Source organism: Pseudomonas syringae KCTC 12500, from assembly GCF_000507185.2.
GTDB classification, from domain to species: domain Bacteria; phylum Pseudomonadota; class Gammaproteobacteria; order Pseudomonadales; family Pseudomonadaceae; genus Aquipseudomonas; species Aquipseudomonas syringae.
On record NZ_AYTM02000002.1, the window covers coordinates 2,627,429 to 2,645,000 of the forward strand.

Consider the following 17,572-nt stretch of genomic DNA (forward strand, 5'->3'; position numbering starts at 1 on the left):
GGAAGAGGGTCGTGTCACGCCAGAGAAGACGCTATGAACCCGGCAATGTAGCGGCTCGAAGCAGGATTGCCTAGTAGTCTGAATCGTCGCTTGCGGGTTTGGACAACTGACCGCTGGCAAAGTGACAGGTAAAAACACTGCCCTTGCCAAGAACACTGTTGATCTCGAGATTGCCGCGATGGCGCAGCAGCACGTGTTTGACGATGGCCAGCCCGAGCCCTGTACCGCCGGTATTGGACGCGCGGCTGGTATCGACCCGGTAGAAGCGCTCGGTCAGGCGCGGCAGGTGTTTGGTCTCGATGCCGATCCCCGAATCCTGCACGCTCAGGTGCGCGCCCCGTTCGTCGGCCCACCAGCGAACACGGATCACGCCCTCGGCCGGGGTGTATTTGACGGCATTGAAGATCAGGTTGGAAAACGCGCTGCGCAGTTCGCTTTCGCTGCCCTTGAGGCGCATGTTGCTTTCCAGGCTGAGGTGGATCTGCTGGTTCTTGCTGCCCGACAGCGCGTTGGCATCGGCGGTGATGGTCTTGAGCAGGGAATTGACGATCACCGGGTGGTTGTCCGAGGGGTAATCGGTGGCCTCGAGCTTGGCCAGCAACAGCAGGTCATTGAGCAGCGTCTGCATGCGCCCGCCTTGCTGATGCATCTGTTGCAGCGCACGGACCCAGCGTGGGTTGACCTCGTCCACGTTATCGAGCAGCGTTTCCAGGTAGCCGAAGATCACCGTGAGCGGCGTGCGCAGCTCGTGAGACACGTTGGCGACGAAGTCTTTGCGCATCTGTTCCAGCTGATGAATGCGCGTCACGTCGCGCACCAGCATCAGATGCTCATTGTTGCCATAACGGGTGATCAGCAACTGAATGCGCAGGCGATCGTTGGTCGGCGACGGGATTTCCAGCGGCTCGCTGTAGTCGCCCAGCGCAAAGTATTCCTTGAAGCGTGGATGCCGTACCAGATTGGTCACGGGCTGCCCGCTGTCCTGCGGCGTCTTCAGGCCCAGCAGGGTTTCGGCAGCACGGTTCCACCACTCCAGGTTGCCGTCGCTGTCGAGCATGATCACGGCATCACGCAGCGCGGCGGTGGACTCCTGCACGCGGTCGATAACGGCCTGAAGGCGGCCACGAACGCGCTGGTCCCGGCGCTGCAGGTGGTAGATGCTGTCGAAGACTTCGCCCCACAGACCGTAACCGTCCGGAGGCGGCTCGTCGGCCTTGTGGCTGCTCAGCCAGTCGTGCAGGCGTAACAGCTGCTTGAGGGTCCAGGCCAGGTACAGCCCCAGCCCGGCGGCCAGGCTCCAGGCATACTGCCCACTGATCAGGCCGACCAACAGGCAGGCGGTGACCAGCAACAACATGTGGCGTATCAGAGTGCCATGCCAATTTTGATTCAATTAGGGGTAAATCCTTGTCTGGTCTGCACTGGCCATTGCCCTGCGTCGACGCAGCGGTTTTCAGCTCTTGGTCGAGAAACGATAGCCCGTGCCGCGCACGGTTTGTACCAGATTTTCATAGGCATCCCCCAAAGCCTTGCGCAGGCGGCGGATGTGAACATCGACGGTGCGTTCTTCGACGTAGACGTTGCCGCCCCACACCTGATCCAGCAACTGACCGCGTGTGTAGGCGCGCTCCTGGTGGGTCATGAAGAACTGCAGCAGACGGTATTCGGTCGGGCCCATTTCGGCCGGTTTGCCGTCGATGGTGACCCGGTGGCTGATCGGGTCGAGCAGCAGGCCGCCGACTTCGATGGGCGCTTCGCCGTCAGTCGGGCCAGCGCGACGCAGCACGGCCTTGAGGCGTGCCACCAGCTCGCGCGGCGAGAAAGGCTTGGTGATGTAATCGTCGGCGCCCACTTCCAGGCCCTGAATCTTGTTGTCCTCTTCGCCCTTGGCGGTGAGCATGATGATCGGGATGTCCCCGGTCAGTTCGTCACGCTTGAGGCGCCGGGCCAGTTCGATGCCGGAGGTGCCAGGCAGCATCCAGTCGAGCAGAATCAGGTCAGGCTTGCGATCCACGATGATCGCGTGGGCCTGCTGAGAGTTTTCGGCTTCAATACAGTCGTATCCAGCCATTTCCAACGCAACGGCGATCATTTCGCGAATTGGCGCTTCGTCGTCAACGATCAGGATGCTCCTGCCAGCCATGCTCGAACCTCTTGTCATTTAACTGTCTTGGAGCGCATTAGATAACGGAATTATTGCAGTCGTGTGACAGGTCTGAATGAGGCTAGCACGCTGACAGGTCGCGGGGGCCCGCAAGCCTCGCGATCCGGAATTTATTTCAGTCGTGCGCAGGCTGGCGGTGGCTGTACTCAGCGCACCGCGTAGTCAGCGACGATGCCCAGGAATATCGCCAGTCCGGCCCAGTGATTGTGCAGAAAGGCCTTGAAGCAGGCGTCTCGCTCGCGCTCACGGGTGCTCCAGAATTCCCAGGCGAAGCAGCCCGCCGCTGCCAGCAGGCCGATGTAGAAGCACGCGCCCAGTTCGAAGCGCGCACCGGCCAGCATCAGACAGCCCAGCGCCAGTCCCTGCAGGGTCAGGATGATGACCCGGTCGGCATCGCCGAACAGGACGGCCGTGGATTTCACGCCGATTTTCAGGTCGTCATCGCGATCGACCATGGCGTAGTAGGTGTCGTAGCCCACAGTCCAAAGCAAGTTGGCGATGTACAGCAACCAGGCTGCAGCGGGCAGCTCGCCGGTTTCGGCAGTGAAGGCCATCGGCATGCCCCACGAGAACGCAGCACCCAGCACCACTTGCGGGTAATAGGTGTAGCGCTTCATGAACGGATAGCTGGCTGCCAGGGCGAGACCGCCGACCGACAGCCAGATGGTCGCCGCGTTGGTAAACAGCACCAGCACAAAGCTCAGGCCGACCAGCACCGCAAACAGCACCAGCGCTTCCCGGGAGCTGACTTTGCCGCTGACCAGCGGACGCTGCTCGGTGCGTTTGACGTGGCCGTCCACCTTGCGATCGGCGAAGTCATTAATTACACAGCCTGCCGCCCGCATCAGAAAGACGCCGAGCACAAAAATGAACACGGTCTGCAGCGACGGCGCGCCCTTGCCTGCAATCCAGACCGCCCACAGGGTCGGCCACAGCAACAGGTAGACGCCGATGGGTTTGTCGATGCGTGTCAGCTGGATGAAGTCCCAGGCGCGTGGGCTCAGACGATTGAGGGATTTGAGGAGGTACAGGTACATCAGACGTGGTCCTTGTCGTGGATCGCAGTGCCCAGGGCGGGCAGGAAAACTTCGGCGACCAGCACGCTCAATGCGCCTCGATCGAATCGCGAGCGGCGGGCCCACAGCCCGCGCGCTGCGTCGGCAGCGGGCAGCCAGGCCTCGGGGTAATGACACACTTCAAGCGTGCCGCGCACGAACGCCGGGTCACTGAACAGCAATTCACCCAGCGAACGAGTGCCCAGCTCATCCATATTCAGGCCGCCATCCAGCAGCGCGCTGCGGGCGGCGACACTGCGCGCGAACACCCAGTTGTTGCCGTTACCGCGCAGGTACACCTCGCGCACCCAGCCTTCGCCAGCCTCTGGCAGGCCCAGCGCCAGGCACTCGTCAGGGCGCAAGGGCTGCCAGCCTTCAAACTGCGGAAATACGCTGAAACGACCGTCAGACAAACGGTCCAGCCGACGAGTAAGGGAGTCCTTATTGAACAACCATTCGAGCATTACCGGGTCCGGCGCGTTGATCAATTGCTCGCGCTCGAGCCAGGCAGGGCCAATGAATGCGGGGGATTGCTGGGTCACGGTAAGCCAGTTCCGGCAGCCAACGAGGCCGCGAGCTTAGCATGATTGCCGGCCTCGACCGACGGTCGGCAGAACGTCGGGTCATAGATCAGACTTGCATCCGCGCCTGCCGATCAGTACAACGCCCTTCAGAAGGCGGCAACTGACCGTCGTACGCTATTGAGCCTGATAAACGAGAGAACCTGACATGAAGAAGTGGCAATGCATCGTCTGCGGCCTGATTTATAAAGAAGTTGATGGCTGGCCGGATGACGGAATTGCGCCCGGCACCCTTTGGCAGGATGTGCCGGAAGACTGGATGTGCCCGGATTGCGGCGTGGGCAAGATGGACTTTGAAATGATCGAAATCGCTTGATTGCTTCCTGCAAACAGGGGTTGGCAACAACGGGCACCAGGCACAGTGAAATAGGGAAGAACAATGAGCGCACCTGTCGTCATCATCGGCACCGGCCTTGCGGGGTATAACCTCGCTCGAGAGTTTCGCAAGCTGGACGCTGACACGCCGCTGCTATTGATTACGGCCGACGATGGCCGTTCCTACTCCAAGCCGATGCTCTCTACCGGCTTTGGCAAAAACAAGGAAGCCGACGGCCTGAGCATGGCTGAAGCCGGCGCCATGGCCGATCAGCTAAAGGCCGAGGTGCGCACGCATACGCGGATCAGCGGCATTGATCCTGGCCACAAACGCCTGTGGATCGGCGAAGAAGCGGTGTATTACCGTGATCTGGTGCTGGCCTGGGGCGCCGAAACCATTCGTGTACCGGTGGAAGGCGATGCAGGCGACGCGATTTTCCCGATCAACGATCTTCAGGATTACGCCCGTTTCCGCGCGGCTGCGGCGGGCAAGCGTCGGGTGTTGATTCTCGGCGCAGGGCTCATTGGCTGTGAGTTCGCCAACGACCTCATCCTGGGCGGCTATGAAGTGGATCTGGTGGCGCCGTGCGAACAGGTCATGCCGACCCTGTTGCCCCCTGAGGCCGCGGCTGCGGTGAAGTCCGGTCTGGAAAGCCTGGGCGCACGTTTCCATCTGGGCCCGGTGCTGACCCGCCTGAACCGCGATGGTGAGGGCCTGCAAGCGCACTTGTCAGACGGGCAGGTGATGGACTGCGATCTGGTGGTGTCAGCCATCGGCCTGCGTCCTCGCATTGAGCTGGCCGCTGCTGCCGGCTTGCAGACCGGGCGCGGCATTCTGGTCGACCGCCTGTTGCAAACCTCCCACGCCAACATCCACGCGCTGGGTGATTGCGCTGAAGTCGATGGCCTGAACCTGCTCTACGTGATGCCATTGATGAGCTGCGCTCGTGCGTTGGCCCAGACGCTGGCCGGAAACCCGACTTCCGTCAAATACGGGCCCATGCCGATCACCGTGAAGACGCCCGCCTGCCCGCTGGTGGTTTCGCCGCCGCCGCGTGGCAGCGATGGCCACTGGAGCGTCGAAGGGCAGGGCGCTGATATCACGGCGCTGTGTCATGACGCTGATGGCCATCTGCTGGGCTATGCCCTGACCGGCGCTGCGGTTATGGAAAAACTCGCACTCAACAAGGTGCTACCTGCGTTATTGGCGTGATTTCACGTCATTTTGTCGGATTGACCCTGCATTTCTGCCAATAAACCGCATTCATGCACTGGCGCGGGTCAGTTCGGCATGCCATTCTCGACCTCGTCTGCCGCTACGTAGAGCTGTCGCGGCGCCTTGTTGCCGTTTTTTACAAAAGCGGCGCGGGACATAAAAACAAAAAACCGTAAAAGAGGCTTCATATGCGTAAACCAGAAGTTGCAGCCGCCATCGCTGAAAAGGCGGATCTCACCAAAGAACAATCCAATCGCGTTCTCAATGCCATCCTTGAAGAGATTACTGGCGCACTGAACCGCAAGGACAGTGTCACGCTGGTAGGTTTCGGTACTTTTCTGCAACGCCACCGTGGCGCCCGCACTGGCAAGAACCCACAGACCGGGGAGCCGGTTAAAATCAAGGCAAGCAACACGGTCGCCTTCAAACCGGGGAAAGCCCTGAAAGACAGCGTCAATCCTTGACACCCTGTTGTGCGCCTCGGCGGGAGACGCACAACCTACAGGCGGGCACACCAATCGGATTGGATGCCCGTTTTTCGTTTCTGTCGCATGACGCCGATGCTGCCTCTCGCTTCCTGTGAGAATTGTCCTACTCCATTCCGTGTAATTGCCTTCCAAAGCCCCAGCTTTGCCTGACTTTTTCTTGTTGTTGATTCCCTTAGAGTGCCGTCCCTGCTGCACCCCTTCAATTACTCTCGGGAAATCCAGAATGAAAAAGCCATGGAAGTTTGCTGCTGTTGCGGCTCTGATCGCCACGACCAGCGGTTGCGTGAGCTACAACGTCAGCCAGCCAAGCGCGCCGCTGGAAGGCACGGTCAAAACCGACCTGAAAGCTGACGTCAAGGTTGGCGGTACCATCAGCGGCGAGTCGTCCACCAACGTGCTGTTCAATTTCCTGAGCTTCGGCGGCGATAATCAGTTCGCCGACGGCGTGACCTACGGTGGCGCAAGTGGCGGTGGCGGCCTGGGTCTGGCGTTGCCTGATCCTGTCTCGACGACCAAAGCGGCAGCCGCCTTCAAGGCGGTGAAATCCTCCGGTGCCGATCTGATTGTTGCGCCGCGCTACGAAGTCAGCGTCAAAGACTACTTCATCTTCAAGAAGGTCGATGTAAAGGTCACGGGTAACAAAGGCAGCATCAGCAGCATTCGTTGATGTCAGTGTGATGCTGCTTCCCACGCGGAGCAGCATCCTCATGTTCGGTAACTGTTTTGTGCCGATCTCCCTCGAAATCCTTTCTTGTCCTACAGGTTTTGCGCCGATAACCCGCTACTCTGCCACGCTGATTCCGAGTCGGAAACCGCGTGTTCAGAGGCCGTGTATGAAATTTCGTTTTCTTTTGTGGATGCTGGGCCTGCTGATGGCCCGCGCCAGTCGTAACAACCCGGCGTTCCAGCAGCAATTGGCTGGCAAAGATCTGACCTTTCAGCTGCAGACCGCCGATGGCAAGGTTGCGCGGCACTTCGTGGTCAACGATCAGCGGATCCGCAGTGCAAGTGGCACGGTTGCAGAGCCGGCCTTTGCCATCGTGTTTCGTGATGCAGCCTTTGGTTTTGATACCCTTCAGGCGAAGAACAAGCAGCTGGCGTTCATGAAGGGCATTCAGGACAAGGATATTCAGATCAAGGGCAACCCGGCCCTGGTGATCTGGTTCCAGGGCCTGGTCAAATACCTCAAACCGAGAAAGAAAACGGCCTGATCACGGCAACTGCAGCCCGCCTGCAGCCTTGTGCAACGCCCTGAGGTGCTCCGACACCTGTTTGAGATTGGCTTCGTTGGCGGCAATCTCTTTGGCACGCTCAGGCTCCAGCAGGGCTCGTACTTCCTTGTCGAGATCGCCGGTCAGGCGCTTGAGCTGTTTCTGGCGCTGACTGCTTTCTGCTTCAAGACGCTGCCATTCACCCGCCTGTGGCAAACCGTACCCGTCGCTGCCCAGCAGCTCGGCAGGCCGGCTGAGGAACCCGCTGCTGGCGAGGATTTCCTGCAGCGTTTTGGTGGCGTTGGAGACTTTGCCGTCTTTCAATTCCCGCGCACCCAGGTAGCTCTGTTTCACTTCGTCCTGAGCCAACAACAGTTGCCTGCGCAGGCTGGCCTGCTCCAGCAGCAGAATCGCAGCGCTGGTGCGCAGATCGGCTTTGCCGAACCACTGGCTGCGCTCACTGGCGGGTAGCGCCATCCAGTCTTCCACGGTGTTCTGTTTGATCGGCAGGTGCTTCTTCAGCACTTCGAACATCGCCTGATAGCGGTCGCGGTAGGAGTCGAACCGATAGCCCAGACGCAGCGCTTCCTTGGGATCGTCCAGTACGCTGGTGTCAGCCAGCCCACGGCCTTCGAGGACTTCAAGCAAACCGTTAGGCAAAATGCTGTCCAGGCCGACGAGCTTGGGGTTGTGCGTACCGGCGCGCAGCAGTTTGAGATTTTCAACGGCGCAGTTGTTCGAGAGGAAGTAATAGTTGCCGTCGTAACTCCAGTGCATCTCGGCGGCGTGCTGCACCAGCCCTTCTATTTCCGGACGCGACAGCTTGATTGGTACCGACGCCAGGCTGCGCAGTTCGGTCTTGGTGTATTCATCGATGACCTGCGCTAGTGGCAGAACGAACAGGCGCGACGGGTAGGCACCCATCAGGCCGTCCCAGCTGGACAGCTGCACGTCGCCAACAAACGCCCGGTACGACAGCACCAGGTGCTGATCGAGGTCCAGTCGACAATCCGGACCACGCGGGCGGCCGGGTTTGCAGATCACCAGGCGCAACATGCTGTGGCCCCAGCGGCTTGCCCAGTTCTGGTTCGCCTCGGCCAGCAGATAATCCACCGCATAGGCCCGCTCCGGGTCCAGCTTGCCCAACGGCTCTCGGCCGAAGTCGCTGCCGGCGTTCAGGTAGGGGTAGAACTTCGGGCATTCGTTATGGGCTGCAGGTGCCCAGCCAAAACGCTCCTTGTAATATGCATACAGGGCAGGGCGACGGCAGGCGTAGGCCGGATCAAGGAGGAAGTACTCCATGTTCACCGCCACGAATTCCAGCGGGCTGGTGGTTTCGTAGATGTCCGGGCTGCGGGCAACCTGGCCGTTATGTTCCTCGCGGTCGCCGCGACGTCCGACATATTGCTGCCAGCCCGCCAGGTCCAGCAGGCGAGGATCGTCACTCAGGGTGAAGCGTCGCTCGGTCTGGCCGCGACAGTTGTCAGGCAGGCCGATCTTGCCCAGCGAACTGCTGCGTGAGGTACAGCGAAAAATCGCCGCTCGCTCGCTGGGCGACCACAGGCGGGCGCGGTCGTAGACGTGGGTCAGCTCATGCAGGACAGTGGCAAGCAACTCACGACGCACCGTACCATGTGGCCGGCCCGTCTGGGCCGTGGCTGCCGAGCCGTCCGTCAACGAGGCCAGCAGGTGGCTGTTGAGGTACAGCTGATAAGGACCTGCAGCCTGACCATAGGCGTTCTGCGGCATGTCAGCGGACCAGCTCACCTCGACGGTGCGGTCCAGTGCTTCGACGAAGCTGGGCGGTAGTGCGTGCAGGGCTTCGTCGAGCAGCGCCTGGCTGGCTTGCTGTTGCGGCGCATCGAGGCCGTCGGTGTGCAGTTCCAGCTTCAGGCTGGCAAAGGCATGCGTACCGACCAGCGACAGCGCGCCAGCAAGCAGCCAGGCGCGAAACCGCCTCACAATGCGAGGATTGCTTCAGCCAGGGTCTGATCGCTTGCACCGCGCGCTTCCGGTACGCGGGTACGCAGCGTGTCGAAAGCAGCATCCAGTTGGGCTCCGTGGATATCACCACCGGTGGCAACGTAACTGGCAGCATCGTCCTTGGCCTGGAGAACGACCTTGGAGTCGCGGATCGATGTGGTGGTGTCGGAAGTGAAATCGATGGTACGGCCGAACGCACGAACGATGATGTTGCTCGTAGCCACAACAGTCTGGGCCTGGGCAAAATCGGCCAGCAATAGCAGGCCAAGGGAAGCAGCAATCAGCGGGGTACGCATGTAGTGACGTCTCCAGTTACGCGAAGAGGGGAAAGTGGCTATTGGACGAGGATTGCCTGCGCCAGTTCAAGGTCGCTGGCATGAAGTTTTGCATCTGCCTGACGCAGGGCATGCAGCGCTGACTCAAGCCGGGCGCCACGCATTTCTCCGCCGCTGGCGATGAATGCAGCAGCATCGTCACGGGCAGCCATGATCAGTTTGTTATCGAACGGTCCTGTCGAGACCTGACTGGTGGCATAGCCGGTCTTGACCAGGCCTTGCGTGGTCGTATCGAACGCTTGAACCTGACTGACGTACATCAGGCTGGCAAAGGGAGCGATATACAGAAGGTGCACTAGACGCATGACTTTCACGAACCGGCAAAACAGGCTCCAAGGCTAGCGCAATGCGCGGGCCAGAGCTACCCCGGCACGTAGCCGGGGCGCAGCGGTCAGATGGCCAGAATGGCCTGAGCCAGTTGGCTATCGCTGGCTTGCAGTTCAGGCAAAACCTGACGGATGTGCTGCAACGCGCCTTCAAGGCGAGCGCTGCGGATGTCGCCGGAGCTGGCCACGAAGCTGGCGGCATCGTCACGGGCGGCAAGAACGATCTTGTCGTCTTTCAGAGAAGAAGAAACGTTGGAGGTCGCGCGCGTCGCTGCATTGACGGCATCGACCACTGCGTCGGTGGTGACAATGAAGCTGGAGGCGTTTGCACCGGCTGCGGCGGTCAACAGAAAGACAGCGCCAAGGTTACGTAGCAGAGACATGATCGAATTCCGTTTTGGACAAGTGGGCACAGACTGCCTGCGAAGCCGAAGGGCTGAGGTAGAGCGCTAGACTATCCCACCGATGCTGCAGTTGTCATGAAGGTCGACGGCTTCGGCTTACACAGTTTGCAATATTTGGTAACTGTACCTGCCATAATTTTAGATTACTCAATCTGTACTGCTTTCGCACCCCCCTCTGAATCTGCCCCGTGAAACGACAAGACCCGTCTCAGTTGCCTGAGACGGGTCTTGTATGAAGCAATTCGGGTTGCTGGCAGTAGACCTAACGGTCAAGGACCAGCGGGCGCATGTTTAGCGCCAGAACGGCTTGCTCAGCTCTTCGTAACGCTGGGATTCGCTGATACCGGCGTCAGCCAGCAGACGTGCATCCAGACGGGCCAGCTGGTGGCGGCTGGACAAGCGACGCTGCCAGAGCATCAGATTGGCGAACGCGCGCAGAGGCAGAGAAGTTTTTGCGGTGTTAACGGTGCTTTCGCTGAAAAGATCGGAACTGATTGTACGTTCCATGGTGTGACTTCCTTCCGCTTGTGGCGGGATAAGTGAGTTGCTTGACTGGTGCCCATTTTCCTCGTGCGCGTCCAGCTTCCATAGACACAGTTCACCTGTATTGTGAGGGTTCAGTTAACTGTGATTGGGCACTGTTTTGTTCATAAATGGGGCAACTGTACCGGTCTGCACTGTATGAGTGCGTTTTGTGATCGATTGTGGTGATTTTAGTGTTTTAAGGCACTTTTATGACCGGTACAGCAGTACAGTTTTTCGATAAGCCCTTGGGTGCAAGCAGGAAGTGAATCAGGAAAGCGCTTGCTCACTTGCAACTGTCCTGTTCAAGCCGGCAGCATGCGTCCGGTCTCTTCCAGGTTGATGTGCCAACTCAGTGCTTCGCGCAGGATGTGCGGGGTATGCCCGCCCACGGCGCAAGCGGCATTGAAATAGGCGTTCAGCGCGCCGCGATAATCCGGATGCACGCAGTTATCGATGATCACTCTGGCGCGTTCGCGAGGCGCCAGACCGCGCAGGTCCGCCAGGCCCTGCTCGGTGACCAGGATGTCGACGTCGTGTTCGGTGTGGTCGACGTGGCTGACCATGGGCACAACGCTGGATATCGCGCCACCTTTGGCGATCGATTTGGTGACGAAGATCGCCAGGTGCGCGTTGCGCGAGAAGTCTCCGGAACCGCCAATGCCGTTCATCATGCGTGTACCGCAGATGTGGGTGGAGTTCACATTGCCGTACAGGTCGAACTCCAGCGCAGTATTGATCCCGATGATGCCAAGGCGACGGATCACCTCGGGGTGGTTGGAGATTTCCTGGGGGCGCAATACCAGCCTGGACTTGTAACGATTGAAGTCGGCAAACACCTCGGCGTGCTTGGCCGCCGACAAGGTCATGGAACTGCCCGAGGCAAAAGTCAGTTTGCCTGCGTCGAACAGGTCGAATGTCGAGTCCTGCAGCACCTCGGAGTACATTGTCAGGTCCGTGAAGGGCGACGCGAGCAGGCCGTGCATCACGGCGTTGGCAATGTTGCCGATCCCCGCCTGCAATGGCATCAGCTTGTCGGTCAGCCGGTCTTCGCGCACTTCTTTCTTGAAGAACTCCACTAGATGATTGGCGATGGCCTGCGTGTCCGCGTCAGGTGGTGTGACCGTGGAGGGCGAGTCAGGCTGGTTGCTGATGACAATGCCGACTATTTTTGCCGGGTCGATCTTCACCGCGTGGCTGCCGATGCGCGAATCTGCCTCCAGGACCGGAATCGGCAGGCGTGTCGGTCTGTAGCTGGGTATATAGATGTCGTGCAGGCCTTCCAGCTCCAGTGGCTGGGACAGGTTGATTTCCACGATGACCTGTTTGGCCAGGATGGCGAAGCTGGCCGAGTTGCCCACGGAGGTGCTCAGCACCAGATGGCCCTCTTCGGTGATCGCCACGCATTCGATGACGGCGAGGTCCACAGCCTTGATCTGTCGATTGCGCAGCAACTCGACGGTGTCGGACAAATGCTGATCGATGAACATCACCGTACCGTTGTTGATCGCCTTGCGCAGCGTGCTGTCGACCTGAAAGGGCATGCGCCGGGACAGTACGCCGGACTCGGTCAGTTGCTTGTCCAGGTCATTGCCCAGACTGGCGCCGGTCATCAGGCTGATTTTCAGCGGCGTCACTTTGGCGCGCTCGGCCAGCGCGTGGGGTACGGCCTTGGCTTCGCCTGCACGGGTGAAGCCACTCATGCCGACGGTCATGCCGTCTTCAATCAAGGCGGCAGCGTCGGCTGCGCTCATAACCTTGCTCATCAGGGAGGGCCGGCGAATACGGTCACGGTACATGGGTCTGTCTCGTAGATAGAAGCGAACGACAAGTCTAGAGCCTTGGTCGAACTTCGTCCTGCTACCAAGGTCGCATTTGACCGCTCTAATTAGCGGGTTCCAGCGCAAAACACTGTTACGCGGAATGTAAAAAGCCCCGGTCGCCAAGCGATCCGGGGCTTCAATGGCACGGGGTCAGGCTAGGCGTTTTCGACGGCCTTCACCATGTCCTCGATCACCTTTTTGGCGTCTCCGAAGACCATCATGGTTTTATCCAGATAGAACAATTCGTTATCCAGGCCTGCGTAACCACTGGCCATCGAGCGTTTGTTGACGATGATGGTCTTGGCCTTGAACGCCTCCAGAATGGGCATCCCGGCGATAGGGGATTTCGGATCGTTCTTGGCGGCCGGGTTGACCACGTCGTTGGCACCGAGCACCAGCACCACATCGGCCTGACCGAATTCGGAGTTGATGTCGTCCATCTCGAACACTTGGTCGTAAGGCACTTCGGCTTCGGCCAGCAGCACGTTCATGTGCCCCGGCATGCGTCCGGCCACCGGGTGAATGGCATACTTCACGGTGACGCCGCGGTGGACGAGCTTCTCGGTCAGCTCCTTGAGCGCATGCTGGGCACGAGCCACTGCCAGGCCGTAGCCGGGCACAATGATCACGGTGTCGGCGTTGGTCAGCAAAAAGGTCGCGTCGTCTGCCGAGCCGGATTTCACCGGGCGTGCTTCCTTCGCACCCGCCGGGCCTGCCGAGTCCGTTGCGCCGCCGAAGCCACCGCCGATCACGTTGAAGAACGAGCGGTTCATCGCCTTGCACATGATGTAGGAGAGGATCGCGCCCGAGGAACCCACCAGTGAGCCCGCGATGATCAGCATCGAGTTGTTCAGCGAAAAGCCGATGCCGGCCGCTGCCCAGCCTGAATAGCTGTTGAGCATCGAGACCACTACCGGCATGTCGGCCCCGCCAATCGGGATGATCAGCAACACACCGATGACGAAGGCCAGCGCCAGCATGATTGCAAAGGCAGTGAGGCTGCCGGTGAACATGAAGGTCAGGCCGAAGAACAGTGTGGCCAGGCCAAGGACCAGATTGAGCGTGTGCTGGCCGGCAAACTGTACTGGTGCGCCTTGAAAGAGGCGAAATTTGTACTTGCCCGAGAGTTTGCCGAAAGCGATGACCGAACCCGAGAAGGTGATCGCCCCGATGGCGGCCCCGAGGAACAGCTCCAGACGGTTGCCGGCCGGAATCGCATCGCCCAGATTGCGAACGATGCCCAGTGATTGAGGCTCGACGACCGCCGCGATAGCGATGAACACTGCCGCCAGGCCGATCATGCTGTGCATGAACGCCACCAGCTCCGGCATTTTGGTCATTTCGACGCGCTTGGCCATGATCGAGCCGGCGGTTCCGCCCACCAGCAGGCCGACCACGATGTAGCCGATGCCTGCGCTGGTCCCTTCAGCGGTAGACAGCGCCGCGAGCTTGAACACCAGACCGATTGTGGTGATGACCGCCAGGCCCATGCCGAGCATGCCGAACAAGTTGCCACGGCGCGAGGTGGTCGGGTGCGACAAGCCTTTGAGTGCCTGGATGAAGCAGATCGATGCGATCAGGTACAGCAGGGTAACCAGATTCATGCTCATGACTTGGGCGCCTCATCCTTTGCCTTGGGGGCCTTTTTCCTGAACATTTCCAGCATCCGCCGAGTGACCAGAAACCCGCCAAACACGTTCACGGCCGCCAGTGCGACCGCCAGCGTGCCCATGGTCTTGCCCAGCGGGGTGACCGTGAGCGCAGCGGCGAGCATGGCGCCAACGATGACGATGGCGGAGATGGCATTGGTGACCGCCATGAGCGGCGTGTGCAGCGCAGGCGTGACATTCCAGACCACGTGGTAGCCGACATAAATCGCCAGTACGAAAATGATCAGGTTGTAGACGCCGGGGGAAATCAGCTCTTCCATTGGTGTGTCCTCAGCCGTTCTTGCGGACAACTTGCCCGTCGCGGCACATCAGGCATGCGGCGACGATGTCGTCTTCGAGGTTGATCGAGAATGTGCCGTCCTTGTCGAACAGCAGCTTCATGAAGTCCAGCAGGTTGCGGGCGTAGAGCGCCGATGCATCGGCGGCGACCAGAGCGGGCAGGTTGGTGTGGCCGACGATGGTCACGCCGTGCTCGACAACCACTCGATCGGCAACGGTCAGCGGGCAGTTGCCGCCTTGTGCAGCGGCCAGGTCGATCACCACCGAGCCGGGCTTCATCTGCGCCACGGTTTCTGCGCCGAGGAGCACCGGGGCTTTGCGGCCGGGAATGAGCGCGGTGGTGATGACGATGTCCGACAGTTTCGCGCGCTCATGCACAGCGGCGGCCTGGCGTTGCATCCAGCTGGCCGGCATGGGTCGTGCGTAGCCGCCAACGCCTTCAGCGCATTCGCGCTCTTCGTCGGTCTCGTAGGGCACATCAATGAATTTCGCGCCCAGCGACTCGATCTGCTCCTTGACTGCCGGACGCACATCCGACGCTTCTACCACTGCGCCCAGCCTTTTGGCGGTGGCAATGGCCTGCAGACCGGCAACGCCGGCGCCCAGGATCAGCACCCGGGCGGCTTTGACGGTACCGGCGGCGGTCATCAGCATGGGCATGAAGCGCGGGTAATGATGTGCGGCGAGCAGTACGGCCTTATAGCCCGCAATGTTGGCTTGCGAAGACAGCACATCAAGGCTTTGCGCCCGGGATGTGCGCGGCGCGGCTTCCAGGGCGAACGCGGTAATGCCACGTGCAGCCATTTTGCCGATCAGTTCGTTGTTGAAAGGGTTGAGCATGCCGACGACGACCGAGCCACTTTTGATCAGGCTCAGCGCCTCATCGTCAGGTGCGACGACCTTGAGAATCAGTTCGGCCGCATAGGTCTCGTTGGTGTCACCGATCACTGCGCCAGCAGCCTCGTAAGTGCTGTCCGGAACGCTGGCATGAATGCCCGCGCCGCTTTGCACCGTAACCCTGTGACCCTGGCTGATCAGCTTTTTGATGGTTTCCGGGGTAGCAGCTACCCGGGTTTCGCCCGCTTGTGTTTCGAGAGGAACACCAATGTGCACGACAAATCTCCTGCGCGATTTTTTATCGTTCGTATGTAGGCCAGTGCACTACGGCTGGTGCGTCTGGCTTGGCCAATCAGCACCCCCTTTGCAGCAGGGGCGGAGCATTTTGCAGGCGAAGTTTGCGGGCTTCAATACATTCTGTAACGAAACTATAGATGAACTACAAGTCACACTGTGACCTATTGTCGCACTGATCTGGCGAGGACCTTTATCTGTAAGGCTTGTGGCGCTATTCCTCACAAAAGACAGGTGATAGAAAATTTCTAGCGGAAAACCGGGCAAAGCGGCGAATAGGCCTAAAGACCTTATGAATAAAGGGTTATGCCGGTTTTTTTGTGATTAACGAGAAGTTACTTCATGGCGACATTAGGTTATATCTGTAGGTTATTTCAGATATGTACTACCTGATAGCGGGTTCAGGCGTTTTCCTGGGGTAATTGATAGGCGCAGGCCTGTCCCACCAGCCAGTCACAAAACGCAGTCAGCGATGCCGATTCCACTTTGCGCTCCGGAATCATCAAGTGATAGGCCTTGCTGCCGGGCAGTGAGCGGGGGTTTGCGATCACCAGACGCTTTTCCTGCAGTTCGCGTTGAATGAGGAAGGGGGGAATCAGAGCAACGCCCATGTCGTGCATGGCCGCCTGCGCCAGCATGGAGAACAGTTCGTAGCGCGGGCCGGTCATATCGCGCGCGACATCCAGATCCTGCGCATTGAACCATTGGCGCCAGGCGTAGGGCCGGGTGGTCTGTTGCAGCAGCGGCAGTTCGGCCAGCTCGCGTGCCGTCAGGCTGTCGCGACCTTCAAGGAAAGAGGGGCTGCAGACCGGCATGGAGTTTTCGCCCATCAGCCGATGCGACTGGGTGCCGGACCAGTCGGCATCGCCAAAATAGATGGCGGCGTCGAAGTCGGTGTCGGCAAACAGGAACGGGCGGGTGCGGTTGGTCAGGTGGACCGTGACGTCGGGGTGCTTGTGCTGGAAGTCCTTCAGGCGCGGCAGCAGCCATTGAGTGCCGAAGGTCGGCACCACGGCGAGTTCGATGGCGTTGGCACCTTGCTGGCCCATGACCGACAGTGTGTCGCGCTCGACCGCGTCCAGTTGCTGGGACACACGACGACTATAGGACAGCCCGGCTTCCGTGAGCTTTACGCCCCTGCGCGAACGCCGGAACAGCTCAACGCCGAGAAACTCTTCCAGTCCGCCGATTTGCCGACACACAGCGCCTTGCGTGAGGGAGAGCTCATTTGCGGCCTTGGTGAAGCTCTCGTGACGGGCGGCTGCCTCGAAACTGACCAGTGCAGTAGTGCTGGGTATCTTGCGTCTCATGTACTTTCTTCTCACTGAAATTTTTGTTTTAGAGCGCAGTTATGTGTCACGGAGTGAGAAATTAGCACACGTGCTTGATAAAACCTCGTTTGTCGCTGGCATAGGCCAGGACTAGGATCGCTGCAGGATTTCATCTGAACGCGAGGAACTGGCATGAGCGGTAAGGCAAGCTTTAACTGGATTGATCCCTTGTTGCTGGATCAACAGCTCACTGAAGAAGAGCGCATGGTCCGCGACACGGCCGAGCAGTTCGCCCAGAGCAAGCTCGCCCCGCGCGTGCTGGAAGCGTTCCGTCACGAGAAAACCGACCCGGCCATCTTTCGCGAGATGGGCGAGGTGGGGCTGCTGGGCGCGACCATCCCGGAAGAGTTCGGTGGCAGCGGCCTGAATTACGTGTGTTATGGGCTGATCGCGCGTGAAGTCGAGCGTATTGATTCGGGCTACCGTTCGATGATGAGTGTGCAGTCCTCGCTGGTCATGGTACCGATCAACGAGTTCGGTACGCAGGCCCAGAAAGAGAAGTACCTGCCCAAACTGGCTTCGGGCGAATGGATCGGCTGCTTCGGCCTGACCGAGCCCGATCATGGGTCCGACCCCGGAGCGATGATTGCCCGTGCCCGGAGCGTCGAGGGTGGTTACCGCTTGAGCGGCAGCAAGATGTGGATCACCAACAGCCCGATCGCCGATGTGTTCGTGGTGTGGGCCAAGGACGATGCCGGTGATATTCGCGGTTTCGTTCTTGAAAAAGGCTGGGCAGGC

The 17,572-nt window shown here is 59.7% G+C and carries 20 protein-coding genes (1 of these 20 only partly in view); 6 read left to right on the forward strand and 14 right to left on the reverse strand.

Annotated features, from left to right (window positions below):
* Positions 1–70: 70 nt before the first annotated feature.
* The 4 genes from phoR to V476_RS12075 form a co-directional block, all read right to left on the reverse strand.
* Positions 71–1,393 carry a phosphate regulon sensor histidine kinase PhoR gene (gene phoR, locus V476_RS12060; protein WP_004419247.1) on the reverse strand — a complete coding sequence of 441 codons (1,323 nt, stop codon included), beginning with the start codon at positions 1,391–1,393 and terminating at the stop codon, positions 71–73.
* A gap of 60 nt (positions 1,394–1,453) precedes the next feature.
* Positions 1,454–2,143 (reverse strand): phosphate regulon transcriptional regulator PhoB, encoded by a 690-nt coding sequence (gene phoB / locus V476_RS12065; protein WP_002555882.1) that lies wholly within the window; start codon positions 2,141–2,143, stop codon positions 1,454–1,456.
* Positions 2,144–2,310: 167 nt separating this feature from the next.
* Entirely contained in the window at positions 2,311–3,201 is an 891-nt protein-coding gene (gene ubiA / locus V476_RS12070; protein ID WP_004419246.1) for a 4-hydroxybenzoate octaprenyltransferase, read from the reverse strand.
* On the reverse strand, positions 3,201–3,761 hold the full coding sequence (locus tag V476_RS12075; RefSeq protein ID WP_024960014.1) for a chorismate--pyruvate lyase family protein: 561 nt from the start codon (positions 3,759–3,761) through the stop codon (positions 3,201–3,203). Before V476_RS12075 ends, ubiA begins: the two co-directional genes overlap by 1 nt.
* A 187-nt stretch (positions 3,762–3,948) precedes the next feature.
* Between V476_RS12075 and V476_RS12080 the strand changes: the two genes are divergently transcribed.
* The 5 genes from V476_RS12080 (at position 3,949) to V476_RS12100 (ending at position 7,030) form a co-directional block, all read left to right on the forward strand.
* Positions 3,949–4,116 carry a rubredoxin gene (locus tag V476_RS12080; RefSeq protein WP_024960015.1) on the forward strand — a complete coding sequence of 56 codons (168 nt, stop codon included), beginning with the start codon at positions 3,949–3,951 and terminating at the stop codon, positions 4,114–4,116.
* Between the two features lie 63 nt (positions 4,117–4,179).
* Complete coding sequence (locus V476_RS12085; protein ID WP_024960016.1) at positions 4,180–5,328, forward strand: NAD(P)/FAD-dependent oxidoreductase; 1,149 nt, start codon at positions 4,180–4,182, stop codon at positions 5,326–5,328.
* Positions 5,329–5,519: 191 nt separating this feature from the next.
* Positions 5,520–5,795: an HU family DNA-binding protein gene (locus V476_RS12090; protein WP_003316110.1), complete on the forward strand. Its 276-nt coding sequence runs from the start codon at positions 5,520–5,522 to the stop codon at positions 5,793–5,795.
* Between the two features lie 247 nt (positions 5,796–6,042).
* Positions 6,043–6,486 carry a hypothetical protein gene (locus tag V476_RS12095; protein WP_003316111.1) on the forward strand — a complete coding sequence of 148 codons (444 nt, stop codon included), beginning with the start codon at positions 6,043–6,045 and terminating at the stop codon, positions 6,484–6,486.
* 166 nt (positions 6,487–6,652) lie between these two features.
* Positions 6,653–7,030: a hypothetical protein gene (locus V476_RS12100; RefSeq protein ID WP_003421390.1), complete on the forward strand. Its 378-nt coding sequence runs from the start codon at positions 6,653–6,655 to the stop codon at positions 7,028–7,030.
* On the opposite strand, the gene V476_RS12105 is transcribed toward V476_RS12100, so the two are convergent.
* The 10 genes from V476_RS12105 to V476_RS12150 form a co-directional block, all read right to left on the reverse strand.
* Complete coding sequence (locus V476_RS12105; protein WP_024960017.1) at positions 7,031–8,992, reverse strand: DUF7844 domain-containing protein; 1,962 nt, start codon at positions 8,990–8,992, stop codon at positions 7,031–7,033.
* The gene (locus V476_RS12110; protein WP_003316115.1) at positions 8,989–9,309 is read right to left on the reverse strand and encodes a DUF2388 domain-containing protein; all 321 of its coding nucleotides are present in this window, start codon (positions 9,307–9,309) and stop codon (positions 8,989–8,991) included. The genes V476_RS12105 and V476_RS12110 overlap by 4 nt, the downstream gene beginning before the upstream one ends.
* 38 nt (positions 9,310–9,347) lie before the next feature.
* Positions 9,348–9,653, reverse strand: a complete 306-nt coding sequence (locus V476_RS12115) for a DUF2388 domain-containing protein (protein ID WP_003401226.1) — start codon at positions 9,651–9,653, stop codon at positions 9,348–9,350.
* A gap of 86 nt (positions 9,654–9,739) precedes the next feature.
* The gene (locus V476_RS12120; protein ID WP_003340363.1) at positions 9,740–10,057 is read right to left on the reverse strand and encodes a DUF2388 domain-containing protein; all 318 of its coding nucleotides are present in this window, start codon (positions 10,055–10,057) and stop codon (positions 9,740–9,742) included.
* Between the two features lie 312 nt (positions 10,058–10,369).
* The gene (locus tag V476_RS12125; protein ID WP_003340365.1) at positions 10,370–10,585 is read right to left on the reverse strand and encodes a DUF1127 domain-containing protein; all 216 of its coding nucleotides are present in this window, start codon (positions 10,583–10,585) and stop codon (positions 10,370–10,372) included.
* A 320-nt stretch (positions 10,586–10,905) separates the two neighbouring features.
* The gene (scpC, locus tag V476_RS12130) at positions 10,906–12,399 is read right to left on the reverse strand and encodes a succinyl-CoA:acetate CoA-transferase ScpC (RefSeq protein WP_004419243.1); all 1,494 of its coding nucleotides are present in this window, start codon (positions 12,397–12,399) and stop codon (positions 10,906–10,908) included.
* A gap of 179 nt (positions 12,400–12,578) precedes the next feature.
* Positions 12,579–14,033: an NAD(P)(+) transhydrogenase (Re/Si-specific) subunit beta gene (locus V476_RS12135; protein ID WP_024960018.1), complete on the reverse strand. Its 1,455-nt coding sequence runs from the start codon at positions 14,031–14,033 to the stop codon at positions 12,579–12,581.
* On the reverse strand, positions 14,030–14,353 hold the full coding sequence (locus V476_RS12140) for an NAD(P) transhydrogenase subunit alpha part 2 (RefSeq protein ID WP_002555867.1): 324 nt from the start codon (positions 14,351–14,353) through the stop codon (positions 14,030–14,032). The genes V476_RS12135 and V476_RS12140 overlap by 4 nt, the downstream gene beginning before the upstream one ends.
* 10 nt (positions 14,354–14,363) lie before the next feature.
* Positions 14,364–15,485: a Re/Si-specific NAD(P)(+) transhydrogenase subunit alpha gene (locus V476_RS12145; RefSeq protein ID WP_024960019.1), complete on the reverse strand. Its 1,122-nt coding sequence runs from the start codon at positions 15,483–15,485 to the stop codon at positions 14,364–14,366.
* 419 nt (positions 15,486–15,904) lie between these two features.
* On the reverse strand, positions 15,905–16,813 hold the full coding sequence (locus V476_RS12150) for a LysR family transcriptional regulator (RefSeq protein WP_024960020.1): 909 nt from the start codon (positions 16,811–16,813) through the stop codon (positions 15,905–15,907).
* 153 nt (positions 16,814–16,966) lie between these two features.
* Here V476_RS12150 and V476_RS12155 point away from each other — a divergent pair, with 153 nt between their 5' ends.
* Positions 16,967–17,572: the 5' portion of an acyl-CoA dehydrogenase gene (locus V476_RS12155; RefSeq protein WP_024960021.1), read on the forward strand. The gene runs 576 nt beyond the window's last position; only the first 606 of its 1,182 coding nucleotides appear in the window; its start codon is at positions 16,967–16,969; its stop codon lies off the right edge, out of view.

Excerpts from the sequence above, each read along its gene's own strand:
- phoB (WP_002555882.1), bottom strand. The coding sequence starts at position 2,143 with ATGGCTGGCAGGAGCATCCTGATCGTTGACGACGAAGCGCCAATTCGC.
- ubiA (WP_004419246.1), bottom strand. The coding sequence starts at position 3,201 with ATGTACCTGTACCTCCTCAAATCCCTCAATCGTCTGAGCCCACGCGCC.
- V476_RS12080 (WP_024960015.1), top strand. The coding sequence starts at position 3,949 with ATGAAGAAGTGGCAATGCATCGTCTGCGGCCTGATTTATAAAGAAGTT.
- V476_RS12085 (WP_024960016.1), top strand. The coding sequence starts at position 4,180 with ATGAGCGCACCTGTCGTCATCATCGGCACCGGCCTTGCGGGGTATAAC.
- V476_RS12090 (WP_003316110.1), top strand. The coding sequence starts at position 5,520 with ATGCGTAAACCAGAAGTTGCAGCCGCCATCGCTGAAAAGGCGGATCTC.
- V476_RS12095 (WP_003316111.1), top strand. The coding sequence starts at position 6,043 with ATGAAAAAGCCATGGAAGTTTGCTGCTGTTGCGGCTCTGATCGCCACG.
- V476_RS12100 (WP_003421390.1), top strand. The coding sequence starts at position 6,653 with ATGAAATTTCGTTTTCTTTTGTGGATGCTGGGCCTGCTGATGGCCCGC.
- V476_RS12110 (WP_003316115.1), bottom strand. The coding sequence starts at position 9,309 with ATGCGTACCCCGCTGATTGCTGCTTCCCTTGGCCTGCTATTGCTGGCC.
- V476_RS12115 (WP_003401226.1), bottom strand. The coding sequence starts at position 9,653 with ATGCGTCTAGTGCACCTTCTGTATATCGCTCCCTTTGCCAGCCTGATG.
- V476_RS12120 (WP_003340363.1), bottom strand. The coding sequence starts at position 10,057 with ATGTCTCTGCTACGTAACCTTGGCGCTGTCTTTCTGTTGACCGCCGCA.
- V476_RS12125 (WP_003340365.1), bottom strand. The coding sequence starts at position 10,585 with ATGGAACGTACAATCAGTTCCGATCTTTTCAGCGAAAGCACCGTTAAC.
- scpC (WP_004419243.1), bottom strand. The coding sequence starts at position 12,399 with ATGTACCGTGACCGTATTCGCCGGCCCTCCCTGATGAGCAAGGTTATG.
- V476_RS12135 (WP_024960018.1), bottom strand. The coding sequence starts at position 14,033 with ATGAGCATGAATCTGGTTACCCTGCTGTACCTGATCGCATCGATCTGC.
- V476_RS12140 (WP_002555867.1), bottom strand. The coding sequence starts at position 14,353 with ATGGAAGAGCTGATTTCCCCCGGCGTCTACAACCTGATCATTTTCGTA.
- V476_RS12150 (WP_024960020.1), bottom strand. The coding sequence starts at position 16,813 with ATGAGACGCAAGATACCCAGCACTACTGCACTGGTCAGTTTCGAGGCA.